Source organism: Rhodovulum sp. HP10 (assembly GCF_047553435.1).
Taxonomy (GTDB): Bacteria; Pseudomonadota; Alphaproteobacteria; order Rhodobacterales; family Rhodobacteraceae; genus Rhodovulum.
In genome coordinates this window covers 1,611,352-1,627,570 of sequence record NZ_CP180201.1, presented here as the reverse complement: position 1 = coordinate 1,627,570, position 16,219 = coordinate 1,611,352, and the positions used below count along the sequence as shown (strand labels likewise).

Here is a 16,219-nt window from a genome sequence, read left to right as displayed (position 1 = left end):
CTGCGTCATGTGCCAGGTCTTACCGGACGAGGAGTGATTCAGGCATTTTTGGGGAAAGCCTTTAAAATTCCTCCAAATCGCTGTTTGGCGCCGCCGTGCTTCTCGGCCAGAACGCCAGTGTTCGGAAACAGAATGGGGCCCACGCCTCGTTTATTCCTGAAGCCTGGACGGAGATACGGAAATGGACCCCGAAAAAACCGACGAGATCGGACCGGGAGAGGTATGCCTCGCGCAGGAGCTCGGCCCGCGTGACGCCGCCGGCATTCGCGACCGGTTGCTGGCCGCCCTGAGCGGGGACGGCGCCATTCGCGTCGATACATCCGCCGCGACCGGGATGCATGCGGCGATCCTTCAGATCCTGGCCGCGGCCGCGCGCGATGCGGCGCGGCAGGGCCGGTCCTTCACCCTGATCGCTCCGCCAGGCGGTGCCTGCGCGACCGCCTTCGAGAGGGCGGGTCTCGACCTGCCCGGACAGGCCGCGGCCGCCTGATCCGGGCCCCCTTCGCTTCTGGAGAATTGCCATGTCAAAGACGATCCTCGCCATCGACGATTCGCCGTCGATCCTGCAAATGGTGGCGCATACCCTCACCACGGCCGGCTACCGCGTGATCGAGGCGGTCGACGGGGCGGACGGCTATGACAAGGCCGTCGCCAACCGGATCGACGCGGTCATCACCGATCTGAACATGCCCCGGCTGAACGGGCTCGATTTCATCCGCAAGTATCGCAGCCATGGCACGAGCGCGGGTGTGCCCATCGTGTTTCTGACCACCGAGACCGATGACGGGCTGAAGCGCGAGGCCAGGGAGGCGGGCGCCACCGGCTGGATCGCCAAGCCCTTCAGGCAGGATCAGCTGCTGGCGGTCGTCAGGAAGGTGGCCGGAGCATGACCCTGTCCTCCGATCCCGCCGAGACCTTCCGCCAGGAGGCGCGCGACCTTCTCGACACGCTGGAACAGACGCTTCTGGATCTCGAGCAGGACCCGGGCGACGGTGCGCTGGTCGATGCCAGCTTCCGCGCCCTGCATACGCTGAAGGGGTCGGGTGCGATGTTCGGCTATGACGAGGTGGCCGGCTTCGTGCATGAATTCGAGACCGCCTTCGACCGTGTCCGCAAGGGCAGGGCGGCGATCAGCCCGGGCCTGGTGGTGATCGCGCTGGCGGCCAAGGACCATATCGCCGATCTGGTCGGCGAGCCCGGCCAGCACGCCGCGAAGGGCGCGCCGATCCTCGAGGCGCTGCGCAACACGGTCGATACCGGCCGGAATGCCGGCTCTGCCGCGCCCGCCGGAACGGCCCCGGCCGCCGGGGCGCCCGCTGGCGGGGTGCGGGTCCGCTTCCGGTTGCCGTCCGATGCCATCGCCTTCGGGACCGATCCGCTCTTGCTGCTGGACGAGATGCGCGAGCTGGGCGCTGACCGCGTGGTCGGGCTGACCGACCGGCTGCCGCCGCTCGACGAGATGGACCCAAGCGGCACCTATCTGGGCTGGGAAGTCACCTTCGAGGCCGGGTTCTCGGCCGAACAGATCGACGATGTCTTCCTCTTCGTGCGCGACGGCATGGAGCTGACGCTGGAACCGCTGCAACCGCCGCAGGCGCCGAAGGACGCGTCCGAGGCGGCGGCATCCGCCGACACGGCCCGGCGCGGTCGCGACGCCGAGGGCCGCGCCGCCGCCGCCTCGTCGCTCAGGGTGCCGGCCGAGCGGCTGGACGAGCTGATGGACCGGGTCGGCGAGCTGGTGATCGCCCAGTCGCGGCTGGCGCAGATCGCCTCGGCCGGGGACGACCTGAACCTCAAGGCCGTGGTCGAAGAGCTGGAACGGCTGTCCTCGGGCTTGCGCGACACCACGATGGGCATCCGCATGGTCCCGATCGGCACGCTGTTCTCGCGCTTCCGGCGGCTGGTGCACGACCTCTCGGGCGAGCTGGGCAAGGAGATCGACTTCGTCACCAGCGGCGAAGAGACCGAGCTGGACAAGACCATGATCGAGCGGCTGGCCGATCCGCTGGTCCACCTGATCCGCAACGCCATCGACCATGGCGTCGAGGGGCCCGAGGCGCGCGGACATGCGGGCAAGCCCGCGCGTGGCCGGGTGCGCCTGTCGGCCGCCCATACCGGGGCCGAGGTGGCGATCTCGATTGCCGATGACGGGGCCGGGCTCGACCCGGCGCGCATCCGCGCCAAGGCCGAACAGAACGGGCTTCTGACGCCCGACCAGAAGGTGACCGATCAGGAGCTTTACCAGTTCGTGTTCCATCCCGGGTTTTCGACCGCAAGCCAGGTCACCTCGATCTCGGGGCGCGGGGTCGGCATGGACGTGGTCAAGCGCACCATCGAGGGGCTGCGCGGCACCATCGATCTGACCAGCACGCCCGGTCAGGGCACGGTCGCGACGCTGCGCCTGCCGCTGACGCTGGCGATCATCGAAAGCATGCTGGTGCAGGTCGGGGCCGGCCGCTACGCGATCCCGCTTTCGGCGGTGGAGGAATGCGTCGAGCTGCCCGCCGCGCAGGAGGGCAGGGCCACCGGGCGCAATTTCCTGAACATCCGCGGGCGGCTGGTGCCGTTCCTGCGGTTGCGCGAGCTGTTCAAGACCCAGGCCGAGCGGGCCGAGCACCAGAAGGTGGTGATCGTCTCGGCGGGCGAGGCCCGGGTCGGGCTGGTGGTCGATCAGATCATCGGCAACAGCCAGACCGTCATCAAGTCGCTGTCGAAGCTGCATGCCGATGTCGAGACCTTCTCGGGGGCGACCATCCTCGGCGACGGCACGGTGGCGATGATCCTCGATGTGAGCGCGCTGGTCGGCTTCGGCCAGGCCTATGAAAGCCGCCTGCGCGGCGAACAGCTGGGGAGGGTGGCATGAGCGCCGTTGACAAGCCCACCGGGCCCGCCGCGATGCGCGCCCTGACTGTCGGGCTCCAGGGCGAGGTCTTCGCGCTGCCGGCCGAAACCGTCAGCGAGATCCTCGACATGGTTCCCGTGACCGAGGTGCCCAATGCGCGGGCCTTCGTGAACGGCGTCATCAACGTGCGCGGCAAGGTGGTGCCGCTTGCGGATCTTCGGGTCATGTTCGGCATGGAGCGCACCCCGCCCGATGCCGATACCCGGATCGTCGTGACCGAGATCGACCTCGACGGGGAACCGGCGCTGGTCGGGATCATCGCCGACAAGGTGCACGACGTCACCGAAATCTCGGACGCCTCCGTCGAGGAAGCGCCGAAGGTCGGCATGCGCTGGCCCGCCGAATTCGTGCGCGGCATCGGCAAGCATGGCGACGACTTCATCATCATCCCGGACATGGGCCGGATCTTCGGATCGAAGGGGGATCGCGATCCGTCCTTCGCCACGGACGAAAGGAAAGCGAAATGACACTCTCTCTCAGGGCCAAGCTCGCCCTCGCCTTTGGCGCCCTGCTGCTGTTGATCAGCCTATTGGGGGGCGTTGCGATCCTGCAGATGAACCGGATCAACGCGCAGTCGACGATCATCGCCGACAACTGGCTGCCCAGCGTCGACGAAGTGCGCAAGCTCGACACGATCATGGCCAAGTATCGCATCGGCGAGTATGCCCATGTTCTGGCCACCACCGAGTCCGAATTCGAACGGATCGAAACCTATATCGACGGCGTCCGGGCCAAGCTTGACGCCAGCCGCGCCGCCTATGAGGCGCTGATCATCGCGCCCGAGGAACGGCAGCTTTACGCCCAGTTCAACGAAAGGCTGACGAACTATCTCGAGAACTCCAAGCGGATTCTGCGCTATTCGCGCAACAACCAGAAGGACCTGGCTGGCCGCGATATGAGCGACTCCCTGGAACTGTTCGATGCGGTCACGGCCGATCTGACGGAACTGGTGGCCTTCAACTCGAACGGAGCGCGTGCGGCCAGCGCGGAAGGCGACGAAGCCTATGCGACCTCGCAGAAGGTGGTCTTCGGGGTGATCGGGCTGGCGCTGCTGGTCGGCATCGGTACCGCGATCTTCCTGATCCGCAACATCACCCGCGCCCTGGGCGGCGAGCCCGACTATGCCCGCGACGTGATCCGCGAGATCGCCAGCGGCAATCTCGAGGTCAAGGTGGCGACCCGCGAGGGCGACCGCGACAGCCTTCTGGCGGCCGCGCGCGACATGGTGGCCAAGCTGAAAGAGGTCATCACCGAGGTCGCGGTCTCGTCCCGCAACGTGGGCTCCGGCAGCCAGGAGATGTCGGCCGCGGCCGAAGAGCTGGGCCAGGGCGCCACCGAGCAGGCGGCGTCGACCGAGGAAGTGTCCTCGTCGATGGAAGAGATGGCCGCCAATATCAAGCAGAATGCCGACAATGCCGCGCAGACCGAGAAGATCGCGCGCCAGTCGGCGGGCGATGCCAAAAGCAGCGGCGAGGCCGTGGGCAAGGCCGTCAGGGCGATGGAGACCATCGCCGAGAAGATCCTGATCGTGCAGGAAATCGCCCGTCAGACCGATCTTCTGGCACTGAATGCGGCGGTCGAGGCGGCGCGGGCCGGCGAACACGGGCGCGGCTTTGCGGTGGTGGCCTCCGAGGTGCGCAAGCTGGCCGAGCGCAGCCAGGCCGCCGCGCAGGAGATCTCGGGCCTCTCGGGCGACACGGTCAAGGCCGCGCAGCAGGCCGGCGAGATGCTGACCCGGCTGGTGCCCGACATCCAGCGCACCTCCGAACTGGTGGCCGAGATCTCGAATGCCAGCCAGGAGCAGAATGCCGGGGCCGCCCAGATCAACGTCGCGATCCAGCAGCTCGACAAGGTGACCCAGCAGAATACCTCGGCCTCCGAACAGATGGCCTCGACCGCCGAAGAGCTGGAAAACCAGTCCGGCCAGCTGCAGCAGGTGATCGGCTATTTCCGGCTGGCGCTCGATGAACTGGCCGGGCGCGGCGGAGCCCATGCTGCGGGGGCGTCCCGGGCTGGCCGGGCCGACAGCTCGCCGGTCGAGGAGGCGATCCGCCGGACCCTCACCGCCCCGGGCCGCTGCCATCCCGCCCCCTCGCACAAGGCCGCGGCCGGAGGCTTCATGCTCGACATGGGCGGCGATGACGAGATCGACGGACAGTTCCTGCGCCCCGGCGTGGCCTGAGCCGCCCCGCCTTCCTCGTCCCGGCCGCCGGAGCGCGCGGCCGGGACCCGAACATCCCCGGAGATCAGAATGGCCGATCAGACCCAATATGTGACGCTCGGCGCCGCCGACTGTCTCTTCGCCGTGCCCGTCGAACGGGTGCAGCAGATCCTCGAAACCCAGCCGATCGCGGCGATGCCGCATGCGCCGGCCGATTTTCTGGGCATGATCGACATGCGCGGCCAGAGCGTGCCGGTGATGGATCTGCGCACCCGGCTGGCGCTGACGGCGGCCGAGGACAGCCACAGCACCCGGATCATGGTGCTCGATGCCCGTATCGGCGAGGTGCCGCGTCGGATCGGGCTGAAGACGGACCGGGTGTTCGAGGTCACCGAGCTCGATACCGGCTCGATGGAGGCGCCGCCCGATCTGGGCGCCTCCTGGCGCACCGAGTTCGTGGCAGGCGTCGGCCGCCGGAACGGCGCCTTCGTGACCGTTCTCGACCTCGACCGCCTGTTCGCCGCGGACGACCTGCCCGCCGCTGCCGCCTGCCCCTGAGGCCGGGATCCGGCCCGACCGCGCCCCCTGGTTTCACGGAGACCGACATGTCCGCCTCTTCGCTTGCCCTTTTGCAGACCGGCTGCGCCGAAACCGGCGACCGCATCGACGACCAGAGCTTCGCGCGCATCGCCGCGCTGGTGAACCGCCAGACCGGAATTCGGCTGCCGCCCTCGAAACGGACCATGGTCGAGGCGCGGCTGAGACGGCGCATGCGCGCCTGCGGCAAGCCGGACCTCGCCGCCTATTGCCGCTTCCTGTTCGACGAGGGCGGGCTCGACCGCGAGACCCTGCACCTGATCGACGTGGTCACCACCAACAAGACCGATTTCTTCCGCGAGCCCGACCATTTCCGGTTTCTGGCCGGTCCCGGGCTCGAGGCGATGCTGGCGCGGCGCGGCCGGCCCTCGCGGTTGAAGCTCTGGAGCGCGGCCAGCTCGATCGGGGCCGAGGCCTATACCATCGCCATGGTGCTGGCCGATGCGGCGGCGCGGGGCCCGGGCTTCGATTTCACCGTTCTGGGCACCGACATCTCGACCGCGGTGCTGGCCCAGGCCCGGATGGCGATCTATCCCAGCGCGTTCGCCGCGCCGGTGCCCGAGCCGATGCGCCGACGCTATTTCATGCAGGCGCGCGACCCGGCCCGCCAGGAGCTGCGGGTGGTGCCCGAGCTGCGCGCCCGGGTCTCCTTCGCGCGGCTCAACCTGATGGAGGCGCAATATGCCGTCGATGCCGATTTCGACGCGATCTTCCTGCGCAATGTCCTGATCTATTTCGAGCGCGAGGTGCAGATCGCCGTGGTCGGACGGCTGATCCGCCATATCCGGCCGGGCGGGTTCCTGTTTCTCGGCCATTCCGAAAGTTCGGTCGGAAACGAGCTGCCCTTGCGCCAGCTCGCCCCGGCGACGTTCCAGGTTCTGTGAGGATGCGATGACCTTCCAATCCGGCTTTACCGGCCAATCCAGCCTTCCCGGCAGGAAATGGCGTGTCCTGATCGTCGACGATTCCGCCTCGGTGCGGCGCGTTCTCAGCGACATCATTGCCAGCGACCCCTGTCTCGAGGTCATGGGCACCGCCGCCGATCCCTATGCCGCGGCCGAGCGGATCGGCCGCGAGCTGCCCGACGTGATCTTTCTCGATATCGAGATGCCGCGCATGGACGGGCTGACCTTCCTGCGCAAGATCATGGCCCAGCGCCCGCTGCCGGTGGTGATCTGTTCGAGCCTGACCGAAGAGGGCTCGGCCGCACTGATGGCGGCGATGGAGGCGGGCGCGGTCGATGTCGTGACCAAGCCCCGGATGGGCTCGGTCGAGTTCCTGCAGCATTCGCGGATGATGATCTGCGACACCGCGCGTGCCGCGGCCCAGGCCCGGCTCCGGCCGGTGCGGGCCCGGCGGATGCAGGTCGAGAAGAAGCTCAGCGCCGATGCGGTGCTGCCGCCCCGGCCCGGGCGCGGCCCGGCCCGGGCCAGTGCCGAACGGATCGTCTGCATCGGGGCCTCGACCGGCGGGACCGAGGCGATCCGCGAGGTGCTCGAGGCCCTGCCGGCCGATTGCCCGCCGGTCGTGATCGTCCAGCACATGCCCGAGGGCTTTACCGCGGCCTTTGCCCGGCGGCTCGACGGGCTTTGTGCGATGAGCGTGCGCGAGGCCCGCGACGGCGATCCGATCCTGCCCGGTCAGGTGCTGATCGCGCCGGGCAACCGTCACATGACCATCGCGCGGGCCGGCGCGCATGCGCGGGTGACCATTCTCGACGGACCGCCGGTCTGTCGGCACCGGCCTTCGGTCGACGTGATGTTCCGCTCGGCGGCACAGCAGCTCGGCAGCGGTGCGGCGGGGATCCTGCTGACCGGCATGGGCGAGGATGGCGCGCAGGGACTTCTGGAAATGCGCGAGACAGGTGCTGCGACCTTCGCCCAGGACGAGGAAAGCTCGGTGGTCTACGGCATGCCGCGCGAGGCCGTCGAACGCGGCGCGGCGGGCCGGGTCCTGCCGCTTTCGCGCATCGCGCCCGCGATCCTGCAATTTGGCGCGACGCCCGCCCTCTGCGGGGCAGGCAAATGAGCGCGGCAACGGCGCGGCTGTGGCGGCCGGAGCCGGCGGCTCTCCCTGTCGCCGAAGCCATGGTCCCCGAAATCATGGCCCCCCAAACCCTGGCCCCCGAAACCCTGATCGAGATCGCCTCGGGGCGGTTCGCGGCGGCCATCGCCGGGCCGCGCGAGACGATCGAGCAGGCCTTCCTGGCGATGGGAAACGGGCTGATGTCGGGCGCGCGGCTGCTTTCCGATATTGCGGATGCGCATCGCGACATGGCTCTGGAATTCGAGGGCAAGGCCTTCCTTGGCGGGACCGGGCAGATCGGTCTGTTGCGCGAGGAGGTCGGCCGGGTGCTGGAGGGCATTGCCAGCGGCGATGCCGATATCGCCCGGCTGGATGAGACCACCAGGGAGGTACGGCGGCCGCTTGAACAGATGGAGGCGTCGATCCGTCTTCTGAGCCTTGTCGCCGTAAATGCCCGGATCGTGGCGGCCGGGATCGGCGCGGACCAGAACGATCTGAACGCCTTTACCGGCGAGATGGCGGGGATCGCGGCCGAGGCGCTGGGGGCGGTGCGCTCGATTGCCGAGGTGCATGAGCGGGTCTGTCGCAGCGTGGCCGGGATCCGCCGCAGCCAGGCCGAGTTCAGCCGCGATCATTGCAGGACCATGGCCGCGATCCGCGACCGGCTGGATGCGGATCTGCAGAGCCTCGAGGCGCAGCGGGCGCAGGCGGCCGAACATGCGGGCAAGTCGGCGGCGCTGGCGGCGGGCATCGGTGCCGAGGTCGGCCGGGCGGTCGCGGCGGTGCAGGCGGGCGACATGACACGGCAGCGGCTCGAACATGTCGAGGCGATCCTCGCCCGGCTTGGCGCGGCCGGAGCAGAGGCGCCGCGGCTGGCGGCGCTGCTGGGGCCGCTCGCGGCCGCGCAGCTGCGCGCGACGCATGAGGATTTCACCGCCGAGCTGGCGCAGTTCGTCGCCGCGCTCGAGGCGATGCGGGTCGATGCCGACGCGGTGCTGCGTGCCGGCACCGAACGGGCCGGGCGGACGCTGGCCGCGAGCGGCGAGGCGCTGGCCGCGTTGGTGCGCGATCTGCGCTCGATCGGTCCGCTGCTGGAGGACGATGCCCGCAACCGGGAAACCGCCCGCCGTCTGGGCGAGGGCGCGGCCGATGCGATGCAGCAGATGATGGCGCGGATCGAGGTGCTGGAACGCACCGAGCACGATGTGCGGCTTCTGGGGCTGAACATGGCGATCCGGTGCAGCGGGCTTGGCGACCGGGCCAGCGGCTTGCGGGTCATTGCAAGGGAACTCAGCGGCATCGCGGCCGAGACCAGCGCGGCGGCGCTGCGCATCCGCGAGATCCTCGACGGGGCGCAGAAGACCGTGGTCGATGCGCGGCGCCGTGCCGCCGAAGGGCGCGGGGTCGAGGGCGATCCGGCGGTCGCGGCCGCTCAGCTCGAAACCGTGCTCGACCGGCTCAGGGCACATGGGGCGACCCTGGCCGAGGCCTGCCCGCGCACCATCGCCCTTTTGGACCAGACCGCCGGGCAGGCGCAGAGCGTAGGTGCCAGCGGCGATGGCTGGCCCGAACGCGTCGCGCGGCTGGGCGGGGCACAGGGCGTGCCGGCCCCCGAAGAGGTGGCGGCCTTCGGCGATCTGCTGGCCGGTCTGCGGCGCCTTTACACGATGCAGCGAGAGCGGCGCCTGCATGATGCCGTGCTGGGGCTGCCCTCGCCCGGGGACGAAGCCGAGGAGGCGCCTGCCGGGGCGGCGGATGACGGCGAGATCGACGGGTTCCTGTTCTGACCCCTCAGGGCCGGCAGGCCGGCAGGGGCGGAGCATCCGCGTTCACGCGAAACGACCGGCCTCGGGGGGGCCGGTCGTGGCGGAGGCGGCGGTGCGCCCCGATCAGGTCCTGGTGGGTCAGCCGTCGATATGGTCGACGACCGCGCGGGCGAAGGTGGCCACCAGCGCCACATAGACCTCTTCGCTGGTGGGCGTTATCACGGTGACGTCGGTTCCTTCGGGCAGCATCGGCATGATCTGGTTCATCTTGACGGTCAGATCGAAGGTCTCGAAGTTGGAATTGTCTTCCATGTCGATCACGTTGACCGTGCCCGAAAGCTGGTTGTCGGCGGCGCCGATCTGCTCCTGGAAGAAATTGGCCAGTTCGACCTCGTTCATGTCGATCTTGATGTCCATGCCCGTGTCGCCCAGACGGCCGACCAGTTGCGAGGCGATGGCGGCCTCCAGATCCTCGTCAAGCGTCTTCCAGTAGGCCGCGGCCTGCGGGTTGTTGAGATCGGTCAGCGAGGTTTCGACATCGATCGACTTGATCGTCGGCATGTCCTCGGCCAGCGCCGGGGCGGCGATCGTCGCGCCAAGCAGCGCGGCCAGAAGCGAAGTGCGAATCATCGTTTTTCTCCGTTCTTTTGGGGTGGACCGGCAGCGGTCTCGGGCCGCCATGTCCATCGCTGAAAGAACGCCCGGTCCCGCTTCGGGTTCCCGCCGGGGGACGGAGGGGTGGGCAGATGGTCGGATTTCCGCTCATCGGGGCGCCGGTGCGGCCAGGCCGGGACAGACCGGCAGACCTGTTCCGGAATGCCACCGGCCTAGCCCGACTTGGGCCCATTGGTGCCGCATCAAGGCGAAGTTCTGTCCCGCGCGGGGCGAATCGCAGCCTGTCGCGCCCATAGCGGCAGCCCATGAGCGGGGTGCCACCGCAAGCGGGAGGGCCGCGCAAGGCAGGGGGGGGCGCCGTAAGCCGGGGCGAGGCGCCGGGCAGGGCCGAAAACGGATGCCTCAGCATGGCGAAGATATCTTGCGCTCCCTCAGGGGCGGCTTCGCAGCTTCGGCGGCGATGAGTGCGGGGCGCGCTTGTCGTCTTTTTCCCGTCCGCCGTCCTGGGCATTCAGATCGCCGGAGGCATGGCGGTCGGTTTCCTCGGCGCCAATGGGGGACGCACGCGGCTGCAGACCAGGCTCGACCGCGCCATGCTGGCCCGCGACCAGTCGCGCCAGCCGCCAGGACCCGGAGGGACTGCTCCATGACCGTTTCCGCCGCGAGGGGTTCCAGGCCACGATCCGCAATGCCGTGGAGCAGGCGGATCCTGGCGGCTGCGTTGTCGGCGGGGAAGGCGAGTTTCGATATCGAAACGCTGACCGGCGGCGCGTCCGGCATGGCGGGCGAAGGGTGGCCCGAAAACGAGCTCTCGGGTTCGCTGCGCCGGGACCTGCGGATGCCGACGATGCGCCCGGCGGCCGGGGAGGGCATCCGCTCGGTGCTCGGCAATGATCCGCCCCGGGTCTCGATCATTCTCGCTGCCCATGCCGGGCAGACCGATCCGGGGCCGGTTATGTTCGCGTATCCGGGCAGGCAGTGGCGCGACGTGGCGGGCGGTCATTTCGAGGAAGGGCCGCAGGATATCTCGCCCATGACCGTTCATTTCGACAGCGATGGCATGCCCGCCGAGGTGGTCAGGGTCGACGAATTCCCCGAGGGCGGCCCGCCCCGAATTATCGGCACCGATCCGGACGGTTTTCGCGCCCAGAGGGTGTAATTGATCCGCAGCACGGTCCCGGCGCTGGCCTTTGCCACGGTCCTCGGCGCGCGCGCCGAAGGCGGGGTCCGGTCGATGCAGTATCAGGCCGTCGCCGGAAACCCCAATGGCGTTTCTCCCGATCCCGACCCGAGCGAGAGAGTTTTCGATTTTCAGGCCGTCCCGATCCTGCGGCCGGGGGCCTGTCCCGGACTCGGCAGCGATGAACCCGGCCAGAGCGGGCTGCCCGCCGACGGCCCCGACGCGCAGAGCCCGCTTTGCATCTGCCGGGTCTTCCGCCGCGTGGCGATGGGAATGGCCCGGTGCCCGGAGGATGATCCCGCGATCCGGTATGCCCGGGGCGACGAGGCTTGGCCGAAGGTCTTCCTTGCCGGGATCAGGCAGCAGGACGGCACCGGACCCTGACCCATGACGCGCCGGGGCTGCTCGATTCGTCCTCGAATGTCGCGGTCCGGCATCTCGCGGTCCAGGGTCCGGGGCCGGCCGCATTCCCGGTCCGGCCCGCCGCCGCCCGAAGTAGACCGCCAGAAATACCCTGCTGCCGCCCGATGGCCCGTTCGCCGAGCCGTCCCGCCCGACCGGGCCCGATGCCACGCCGATAGTCGGATACGGCCTGCCCGGGAGGAGGTTCGACAGGCGGATGGCGACGCCGTCACACTTCTTGCCGCAGCTCTGCTGGCAGAGCTGCGGCTGATCCGGCTTCGCCGGATGCGGACCCGCCCTGAGGGTGCGGGCGGGTCCCTGACCGGCCCCCGCCGGGCCTCGCGGTGCGGCGCGCGGGGCTCCGGTCGGGCGCCGCGATCCGCGAGGCACCCCCGGCAGCGGGCCGGGGGCAGGGGGCCGGCCGCGGGGGCGGCACGGCCGGGGCTCAGAAGGTCCTGGCCAGGGTCAGCTTGAAGGTCCGCCCCGGCGCGGGCCGGGTCGCCAGATGCGGCGTGTAGTCTAGATCGAAGGCGTTCTCGATGCCGGCGCGGATCTCGGTGCCCTTGAACACCCCGTCCTGCGGTCGCCAGGTGGCGCGCAGGTTGTGGACCGTGCTCGACCCCGACGGCTCGGCAGACCGGTTCATCTCGGCCGCATGCGCCACTTCCCAGCTCAGGTCCAGGGTGTCGCCCCATTTCCGGCCCAGCGTCACCCGGACCTGGTCTGCGGGCGTGCCTTCCCAGTCGTCCGGGACCCCCGGCGTGGTGATCTCGCCGCGCGCGATATCGGCATTGAGGTCGACATAATGGCCCGAAGGCAGGCTGTAGGCCGCCTCCAGCTCCAGCCCCTTCATCCGCGCATCGGTGATCGGCACCATCATGTCGGTGGTATAGGAGGTGATGTCCCAGACCGTGGTGTGATAGGCGGTCAGCTTCAGTGCCAGATCGTCGCCATCGGCAAAGACCGTGCCGCGGTCGTAGGAGAAGCCCAGCTCGTAGGTCCGGGCCTTCTCGCTGCGGGTCATGTAGGCGGGCGTGCCCAGATCGTCGATGATGGGCAGGTTCTCGGTATAGGCGGCGCTGCCGAAGACCGCCCATCCGTTGCCGAAGGCATAGCGCGCCGAGAGGCCGCCCATCAGCGCGTCATTGTCGTAATCGGCATAGCTGTCGCCGCCGATGTCCTGGGTCTCGTAGCGCAGCGCCGGGGTCAGCGTCAGCCCGCCGAAGGAGATGTCGTCGACGACGAACAGCGCCCGGCGCCGGTCGGTGCCGCCCGGGGCGGAAGCGGCATCGAGCCGTTCCTTGCGGATATATTCGACCCCCATGCGCAGGTCATGGTCCAGCAGGCCGGTCTGGAACATGGCCTGGTTCCTGACGGTCAGCTTGGTGGTCTCGTAGCGGTGATCGGCATTGGTGGCAGCGAAGCCGCCGGGCGGGAAGGGGATGCCGCAGAATGTGGTTTCGCAGCTCGAACTGCCCGGCACGTAGTCCTGATCGATCTTCTGCTCGGCATAGCTGAGGGTGGCGGTCAGGTTGATAAGATCGTTGCCCGCCGGATTGAACCCGTATTCCAGAACGGCGGTCTTCGAGCGGATCTTGCGGTCGACATTGCCGAACATGTCGGTCGTCGTTCCGAAAGTGTCGTAGGGCACGTCCTTCTGGTCGGAACTGGTGTCGGAATAGCTGAGCTTGACATAATGCTCGCGCGCCTCGCCGAAGGTGTATTTGCCCTTCAGCATCCATGAGGGCAGGTCGAAGCCGTCATCGCCGATGCCATTGCCGTCGCCGTCCTTCTGCACGCCCTGGCTGCGATAGGTGTAGTTGCCCAGGAATTCGAGGTTCTCGTCGGGCTGCCAGGCGAAGATCGTCGAGGACGCCCAGGCATCGCCATTTGTGCCATATTGCAGGGTCTGGCGCAGCTTGAAGCCCGGCTCGCCGCCGGTGAAATCCGAGGCGTCCTTGGTGTCCAGCCGGATCAGCCCGCCGATGATGCCGGACCCGTATTCGAAGGTCCCGGCGGTGCCCCGGATCACGGTAACTTCCTTGTAAAGCGCTGGGTCCGTGAAAAGCTGGGTGCCGATCCGGTAGAGTTCTTCCGACCCGACCGAGGCCCCGTCGACCTGGATCGCGACCTTCTGGTCAGATCCATAGCTTGAGGTGGCGCCGAAGCCGCGGATGTTGATGCCCGAACCTTGCGGCGTGGTGCCGTTGATCAGCGACACGCCCGGCACGGAATCGACCAGTTCGGCGATGGTGGTGGCCTGCCGGTCCTCGATTTCCTCTTCGTCGACCACGGTTTCCGAGATCGCGGTATCGGTGCGCACCTCGCGCTTGCTCTGGCCGAGCATCACCGGGTCGAGGCTGAAGCTTTCCTGTGCGGTCGCGGGCCAGGCCAGACCAATCGCGGTGCCGCAGGCCAGCAGGCCTACGGTCATATGTCGTACCGTCATGTTCATCCCTTTGTCAGGTCACGAAAGTTTTCATGGCTTGCAAAAGGCTGGCGCATGTTCGGTGGCAGATCCGTCGGCGATCCCTCGCAGGACGGTCTTGCATCGGTTATGAAATCTGATAGTTTCTGTCAACAATGAGGGCCGCGGGAACGGCCCATGCGATCCAGCAAGCTGGGATGCCCAAAGGGCATGGCCCAGGCCAGACCGCGCAGCATCACGAACAGTCCGAAAGGGGCTCCCATGGGAGACGGCAAGCCGATGTCGGCAGAGCAGATCCGGTCGATCCGGCAGGAGAAATCGACCGCGCGGTCGCGCGATCTGGCCGACCGGCTGGGGCTGGCCGAGGCCGAGCTCCTGGCTGCCGAGGCCGGCCGAGGCGTGACCCGGATCGCCGCTCATCCCGATGCGCTGATGCAGGCGATGCCCGGCCTCGGCGAGGTGATGGCGCTGACCCGCAATGACAGCGCGGTGATCGAGAAGGTCGGCACCTATGGCGATTACACGCCCGGCGATCATGCCGCGATGGTGCTGAGCCCGGCCATCGATCTCAGGATCTTTCCCCGCCACTGGGTCCATGGCTTCGCCGTCGAGGAAGAGAAGGGCGGCAAGGCGCGCCGCTCGCTCCAGATCTTCGATGCGGCCGGGGATGCGGTGCACAAGATCCACCTGCGCGACGGCTCGGATGCCGGGGCCTGGCAGGATCTGGTGGCGGCGCTCCGACTCGGGGACCAGTCCGACAGCCTGCCGCTCGAGCCCCGCAGCCCGGTCGAGCCCGCCCGGGTCCGGCCCGAAGCCGAGGCGATCCTGCGCGCGCAATGGGACGGGCTGACCGACACCCATCAGTTCCTGCAGATGGTGCGCAAGCTGAAGATGAACCGGCTGGGCGCCTACCGGATCGCGGGCGCGCCCTATGTCCGGCCGCTGTCGCCCGGCTGTCTGCATGGGCTTCTGAACGCGCTGGCCGACGAGGCGTTGCCCTTCATGATGTTCGTCGGCAACCGGGGCTGCATCGAGATCCATTCTGGCCCGATCGCCACGGTCAAGCCGACCGGCCCCTGGCTGAACATCCTGGATCCGGGCTTCAACCTGCATCTGCGCGCCGATCGCGTGGCCGAGGTCTGGGCCGTCACCAAGCCCACCCGTCGCGGCCCGGCGATCTCGGTCGAGGCCTTCGATGCCGATGGCATGCTGATCCTGCAGGCCTTCGGCATGCGCGTGGGCGAGGTCGATCACACGGGGCCCTGGGGCGAGATCGTCGCGGCGCTGCCGGGGCTCGAGGTGGCGGTATGATCCGCCCGCTTGTCGCCCTGACGGTCGCGGTCCTGGCCGCGCTGCCCGCAGGGGCGGCCGAGCGCGTGGTCTCGCTTGGGGGCGCCGTGACCGAGATCGTCGCGGCGCTGGGCGAGGCCGACCGGCTGGTCGGGCGCGACACCACCTCGAGCTGGCCCGAGGCCGTGACCGCCCTGCCCGATCTGGGCTATGTCCGGGGGCTCTCGGCCGAGGGCGTGCTGTCGGTCGCCCCCGACCTGATCCTGGCCGAAGAGGGCGCGGGTCCGCCCGAGGCGGTCGATCTGCTGAAATCCGCCGCGCTCCCCTTCGTCGAGGTGCCCGACGGCTATGACCGCGAGGCGGTGGTTGCCAAGATCGAGACCGTTGCCGATGCGCTGGGTGTGCCTGAAAAGGGCGCGCTCCTCGCAGCCGATGTGGGGCGCGCGCTCGATGCCGCTGTCGCGCAGGCTGCCGAGGGCCCCGCGCGGCGGGTGCTGTTCGTCCTTTCCGTACAGGGCGGGCGGCTGCTGGCGGGCGGGCGCGACACCGCCGCCGACGGCATCATCCGGCTTGCGGGCGGGGTGAATGCCGTGACCGGCTTCGAGGGTTACAAGCCGCTTACCGACGAGGCCGTCACCCGGGCCGCCCCCGACGTGATCCTGATGATGTCGCGCGCGGGGGCCGAGGATCTGGCGGCCGAGGTGCTGGCCTTGCCGGCGGTCCGCACCACGCCCGCCGCCGCCCGTGGCGCGCTGGTCTCGATGGACGGGCTTTACCTTCTGGGCTTCGGTCCGCGCACGGCCCAGGCGGTGCGCGATCTGGCGGCCGCGCTCGACCGCGCGGGGAGCTGAGC

Annotated in this window: 15 protein-coding genes; 13 read left to right on the top strand and 2 right to left on the bottom strand. The window is 68.9% G+C overall.

Annotated features, from left to right (window positions below; translation table 11 throughout):
* Positions 1–181 precede the first annotated feature (181 nt).
* From ACK8CO_RS07480 to ACK8CO_RS07440, 9 genes are all read left to right on the top strand, one after another.
* Positions 182–490: an STAS domain-containing protein gene (locus tag ACK8CO_RS07480; protein WP_414898704.1), complete on the top strand. Its 309-nt coding sequence runs from the start codon at positions 182–184 to the stop codon at positions 488–490.
* A 31-nt stretch (positions 491–521) separates the two neighbouring features.
* Entirely contained in the window at positions 522–890 is a 369-nt protein-coding gene (locus tag ACK8CO_RS07475) for a response regulator (RefSeq protein WP_080615081.1), read from the top strand.
* Positions 887–2,863: a chemotaxis protein CheA gene (locus ACK8CO_RS07470; protein ID WP_414898703.1), complete on the top strand. Its 1,977-nt coding sequence runs from the start codon at positions 887–889 to the stop codon at positions 2,861–2,863. Before ACK8CO_RS07475 ends, ACK8CO_RS07470 begins: the two co-directional genes overlap by 4 nt.
* Positions 2,860–3,369, top strand: coding sequence for a chemotaxis protein CheW (locus tag ACK8CO_RS07465; protein ID WP_108028083.1), 510 nt, complete (start codon positions 2,860–2,862; stop codon positions 3,367–3,369). Before ACK8CO_RS07470 ends, ACK8CO_RS07465 begins: the two co-directional genes overlap by 4 nt.
* Positions 3,366–5,084, top strand: a complete 1,719-nt coding sequence (locus tag ACK8CO_RS07460) for a methyl-accepting chemotaxis protein (RefSeq protein ID WP_414898702.1) — start codon at positions 3,366–3,368, stop codon at positions 5,082–5,084. Before ACK8CO_RS07465 ends, ACK8CO_RS07460 begins: the two co-directional genes overlap by 4 nt.
* Positions 5,085–5,153: 69 nt before the next feature.
* Positions 5,154–5,621, top strand: a complete 468-nt coding sequence (locus tag ACK8CO_RS07455; RefSeq protein ID WP_080615085.1) for a chemotaxis protein CheW — start codon at positions 5,154–5,156, stop codon at positions 5,619–5,621.
* 47 nt (positions 5,622–5,668) lie between these two features.
* Positions 5,669–6,544, top strand: coding sequence for a CheR family methyltransferase (locus tag ACK8CO_RS07450; RefSeq protein WP_080615086.1), 876 nt, complete (start codon positions 5,669–5,671; stop codon positions 6,542–6,544).
* 7 nt (positions 6,545–6,551) lie between these two features.
* Positions 6,552–7,688, top strand: coding sequence for a protein-glutamate methylesterase/protein-glutamine glutaminase (locus ACK8CO_RS07445; protein ID WP_414898701.1), 1,137 nt, complete (start codon positions 6,552–6,554; stop codon positions 7,686–7,688).
* 74 nt (positions 7,689–7,762) lie between these two features.
* Positions 7,763–9,472 carry a hypothetical protein gene (locus ACK8CO_RS07440; protein ID WP_414898700.1) on the top strand — a complete coding sequence of 570 codons (1,710 nt, stop codon included), beginning with the start codon at positions 7,763–7,765 and terminating at the stop codon, positions 9,470–9,472.
* A gap of 117 nt (positions 9,473–9,589) precedes the next feature.
* On the opposite strand, the gene ACK8CO_RS07435 is transcribed toward ACK8CO_RS07440, so the two are convergent.
* Complete coding sequence (locus ACK8CO_RS07435) at positions 9,590–10,081, bottom strand: hypothetical protein (RefSeq protein WP_080615089.1); 492 nt, start codon at positions 10,079–10,081, stop codon at positions 9,590–9,592.
* Positions 10,082–10,712: 631 nt separating this feature from the next.
* Between ACK8CO_RS07435 and ACK8CO_RS07430 the strand changes: the two genes are divergently transcribed.
* A complete protein-coding gene (locus ACK8CO_RS07430) occupies positions 10,713–11,225 on the top strand; it encodes a hypothetical protein (protein ID WP_414898699.1) in 513 nt (170 codons plus the stop codon).
* Complete coding sequence (locus tag ACK8CO_RS07425; RefSeq protein WP_414898698.1) at positions 11,226–11,630, top strand: hypothetical protein; 405 nt, start codon at positions 11,226–11,228, stop codon at positions 11,628–11,630. It abuts the gene before it with no gap.
* Between the two features lie 463 nt (positions 11,631–12,093).
* Here the strand turns inward: ACK8CO_RS07425 and ACK8CO_RS07420 are convergent, their stop codons facing one another.
* Positions 12,094–14,082, bottom strand: coding sequence for a TonB-dependent receptor plug domain-containing protein (locus ACK8CO_RS07420; protein ID WP_414898697.1), 1,989 nt, complete (start codon positions 14,080–14,082; stop codon positions 12,094–12,096).
* Positions 14,083–14,337: 255 nt separating this feature from the next.
* Between ACK8CO_RS07420 and ACK8CO_RS07415 the strand changes: the two genes are divergently transcribed.
* Together ACK8CO_RS07415 and ACK8CO_RS07410 are read left to right on the top strand one after the other, a co-directional pair.
* Complete coding sequence (locus ACK8CO_RS07415) at positions 14,338–15,387, top strand: hemin-degrading factor (protein WP_414898696.1); 1,050 nt, start codon at positions 14,338–14,340, stop codon at positions 15,385–15,387.
* Positions 15,384–16,217: a heme/hemin ABC transporter substrate-binding protein gene (locus tag ACK8CO_RS07410; protein WP_414898695.1), complete on the top strand. Its 834-nt coding sequence runs from the start codon at positions 15,384–15,386 to the stop codon at positions 16,215–16,217. The genes ACK8CO_RS07415 and ACK8CO_RS07410 overlap by 4 nt, the downstream gene beginning before the upstream one ends.
* The last annotated feature ends 2 nt before the right edge of the window (positions 16,218–16,219 follow it).

Coding starts and splice junctions, on each gene's coding strand:
- ACK8CO_RS07455 (WP_080615085.1), top strand. CDS start 5,154: ATGGCCGATCAGACCCAATATGTGACGCTCGGCGCCGCCGACTGTCTC.
- ACK8CO_RS07465 (WP_108028083.1), top strand. CDS start 2,860: ATGAGCGCCGTTGACAAGCCCACCGGGCCCGCCGCGATGCGCGCCCTG.
- ACK8CO_RS07450 (WP_080615086.1), top strand. CDS start 5,669: ATGTCCGCCTCTTCGCTTGCCCTTTTGCAGACCGGCTGCGCCGAAACC.
- ACK8CO_RS07435 (WP_080615089.1), bottom strand. CDS start 10,081: ATGATTCGCACTTCGCTTCTGGCCGCGCTGCTTGGCGCGACGATCGCC.
- ACK8CO_RS07415 (WP_414898696.1), top strand. CDS start 14,338: ATGGGAGACGGCAAGCCGATGTCGGCAGAGCAGATCCGGTCGATCCGG.
- ACK8CO_RS07470 (WP_414898703.1), top strand. CDS start 887: ATGACCCTGTCCTCCGATCCCGCCGAGACCTTCCGCCAGGAGGCGCGC.
- ACK8CO_RS07460 (WP_414898702.1), top strand. CDS start 3,366: ATGACACTCTCTCTCAGGGCCAAGCTCGCCCTCGCCTTTGGCGCCCTG.
- ACK8CO_RS07480 (WP_414898704.1), top strand. CDS start 182: ATGGACCCCGAAAAAACCGACGAGATCGGACCGGGAGAGGTATGCCTC.
- ACK8CO_RS07420 (WP_414898697.1), bottom strand. CDS start 14,082: ATGACCGTAGGCCTGCTGGCCTGCGGCACCGCGATTGGTCTGGCCTGG.
- ACK8CO_RS07445 (WP_414898701.1), top strand. CDS start 6,552: ATGACCTTCCAATCCGGCTTTACCGGCCAATCCAGCCTTCCCGGCAGG.
- ACK8CO_RS07430 (WP_414898699.1), top strand. CDS start 10,713: ATGACCGTTTCCGCCGCGAGGGGTTCCAGGCCACGATCCGCAATGCCG.
- ACK8CO_RS07410 (WP_414898695.1), top strand. CDS start 15,384: ATGATCCGCCCGCTTGTCGCCCTGACGGTCGCGGTCCTGGCCGCGCTG.
- ACK8CO_RS07440 (WP_414898700.1), top strand. CDS start 7,763: ATGGCCCCCCAAACCCTGGCCCCCGAAACCCTGATCGAGATCGCCTCG.
- ACK8CO_RS07475 (WP_080615081.1), top strand. CDS start 522: ATGTCAAAGACGATCCTCGCCATCGACGATTCGCCGTCGATCCTGCAA.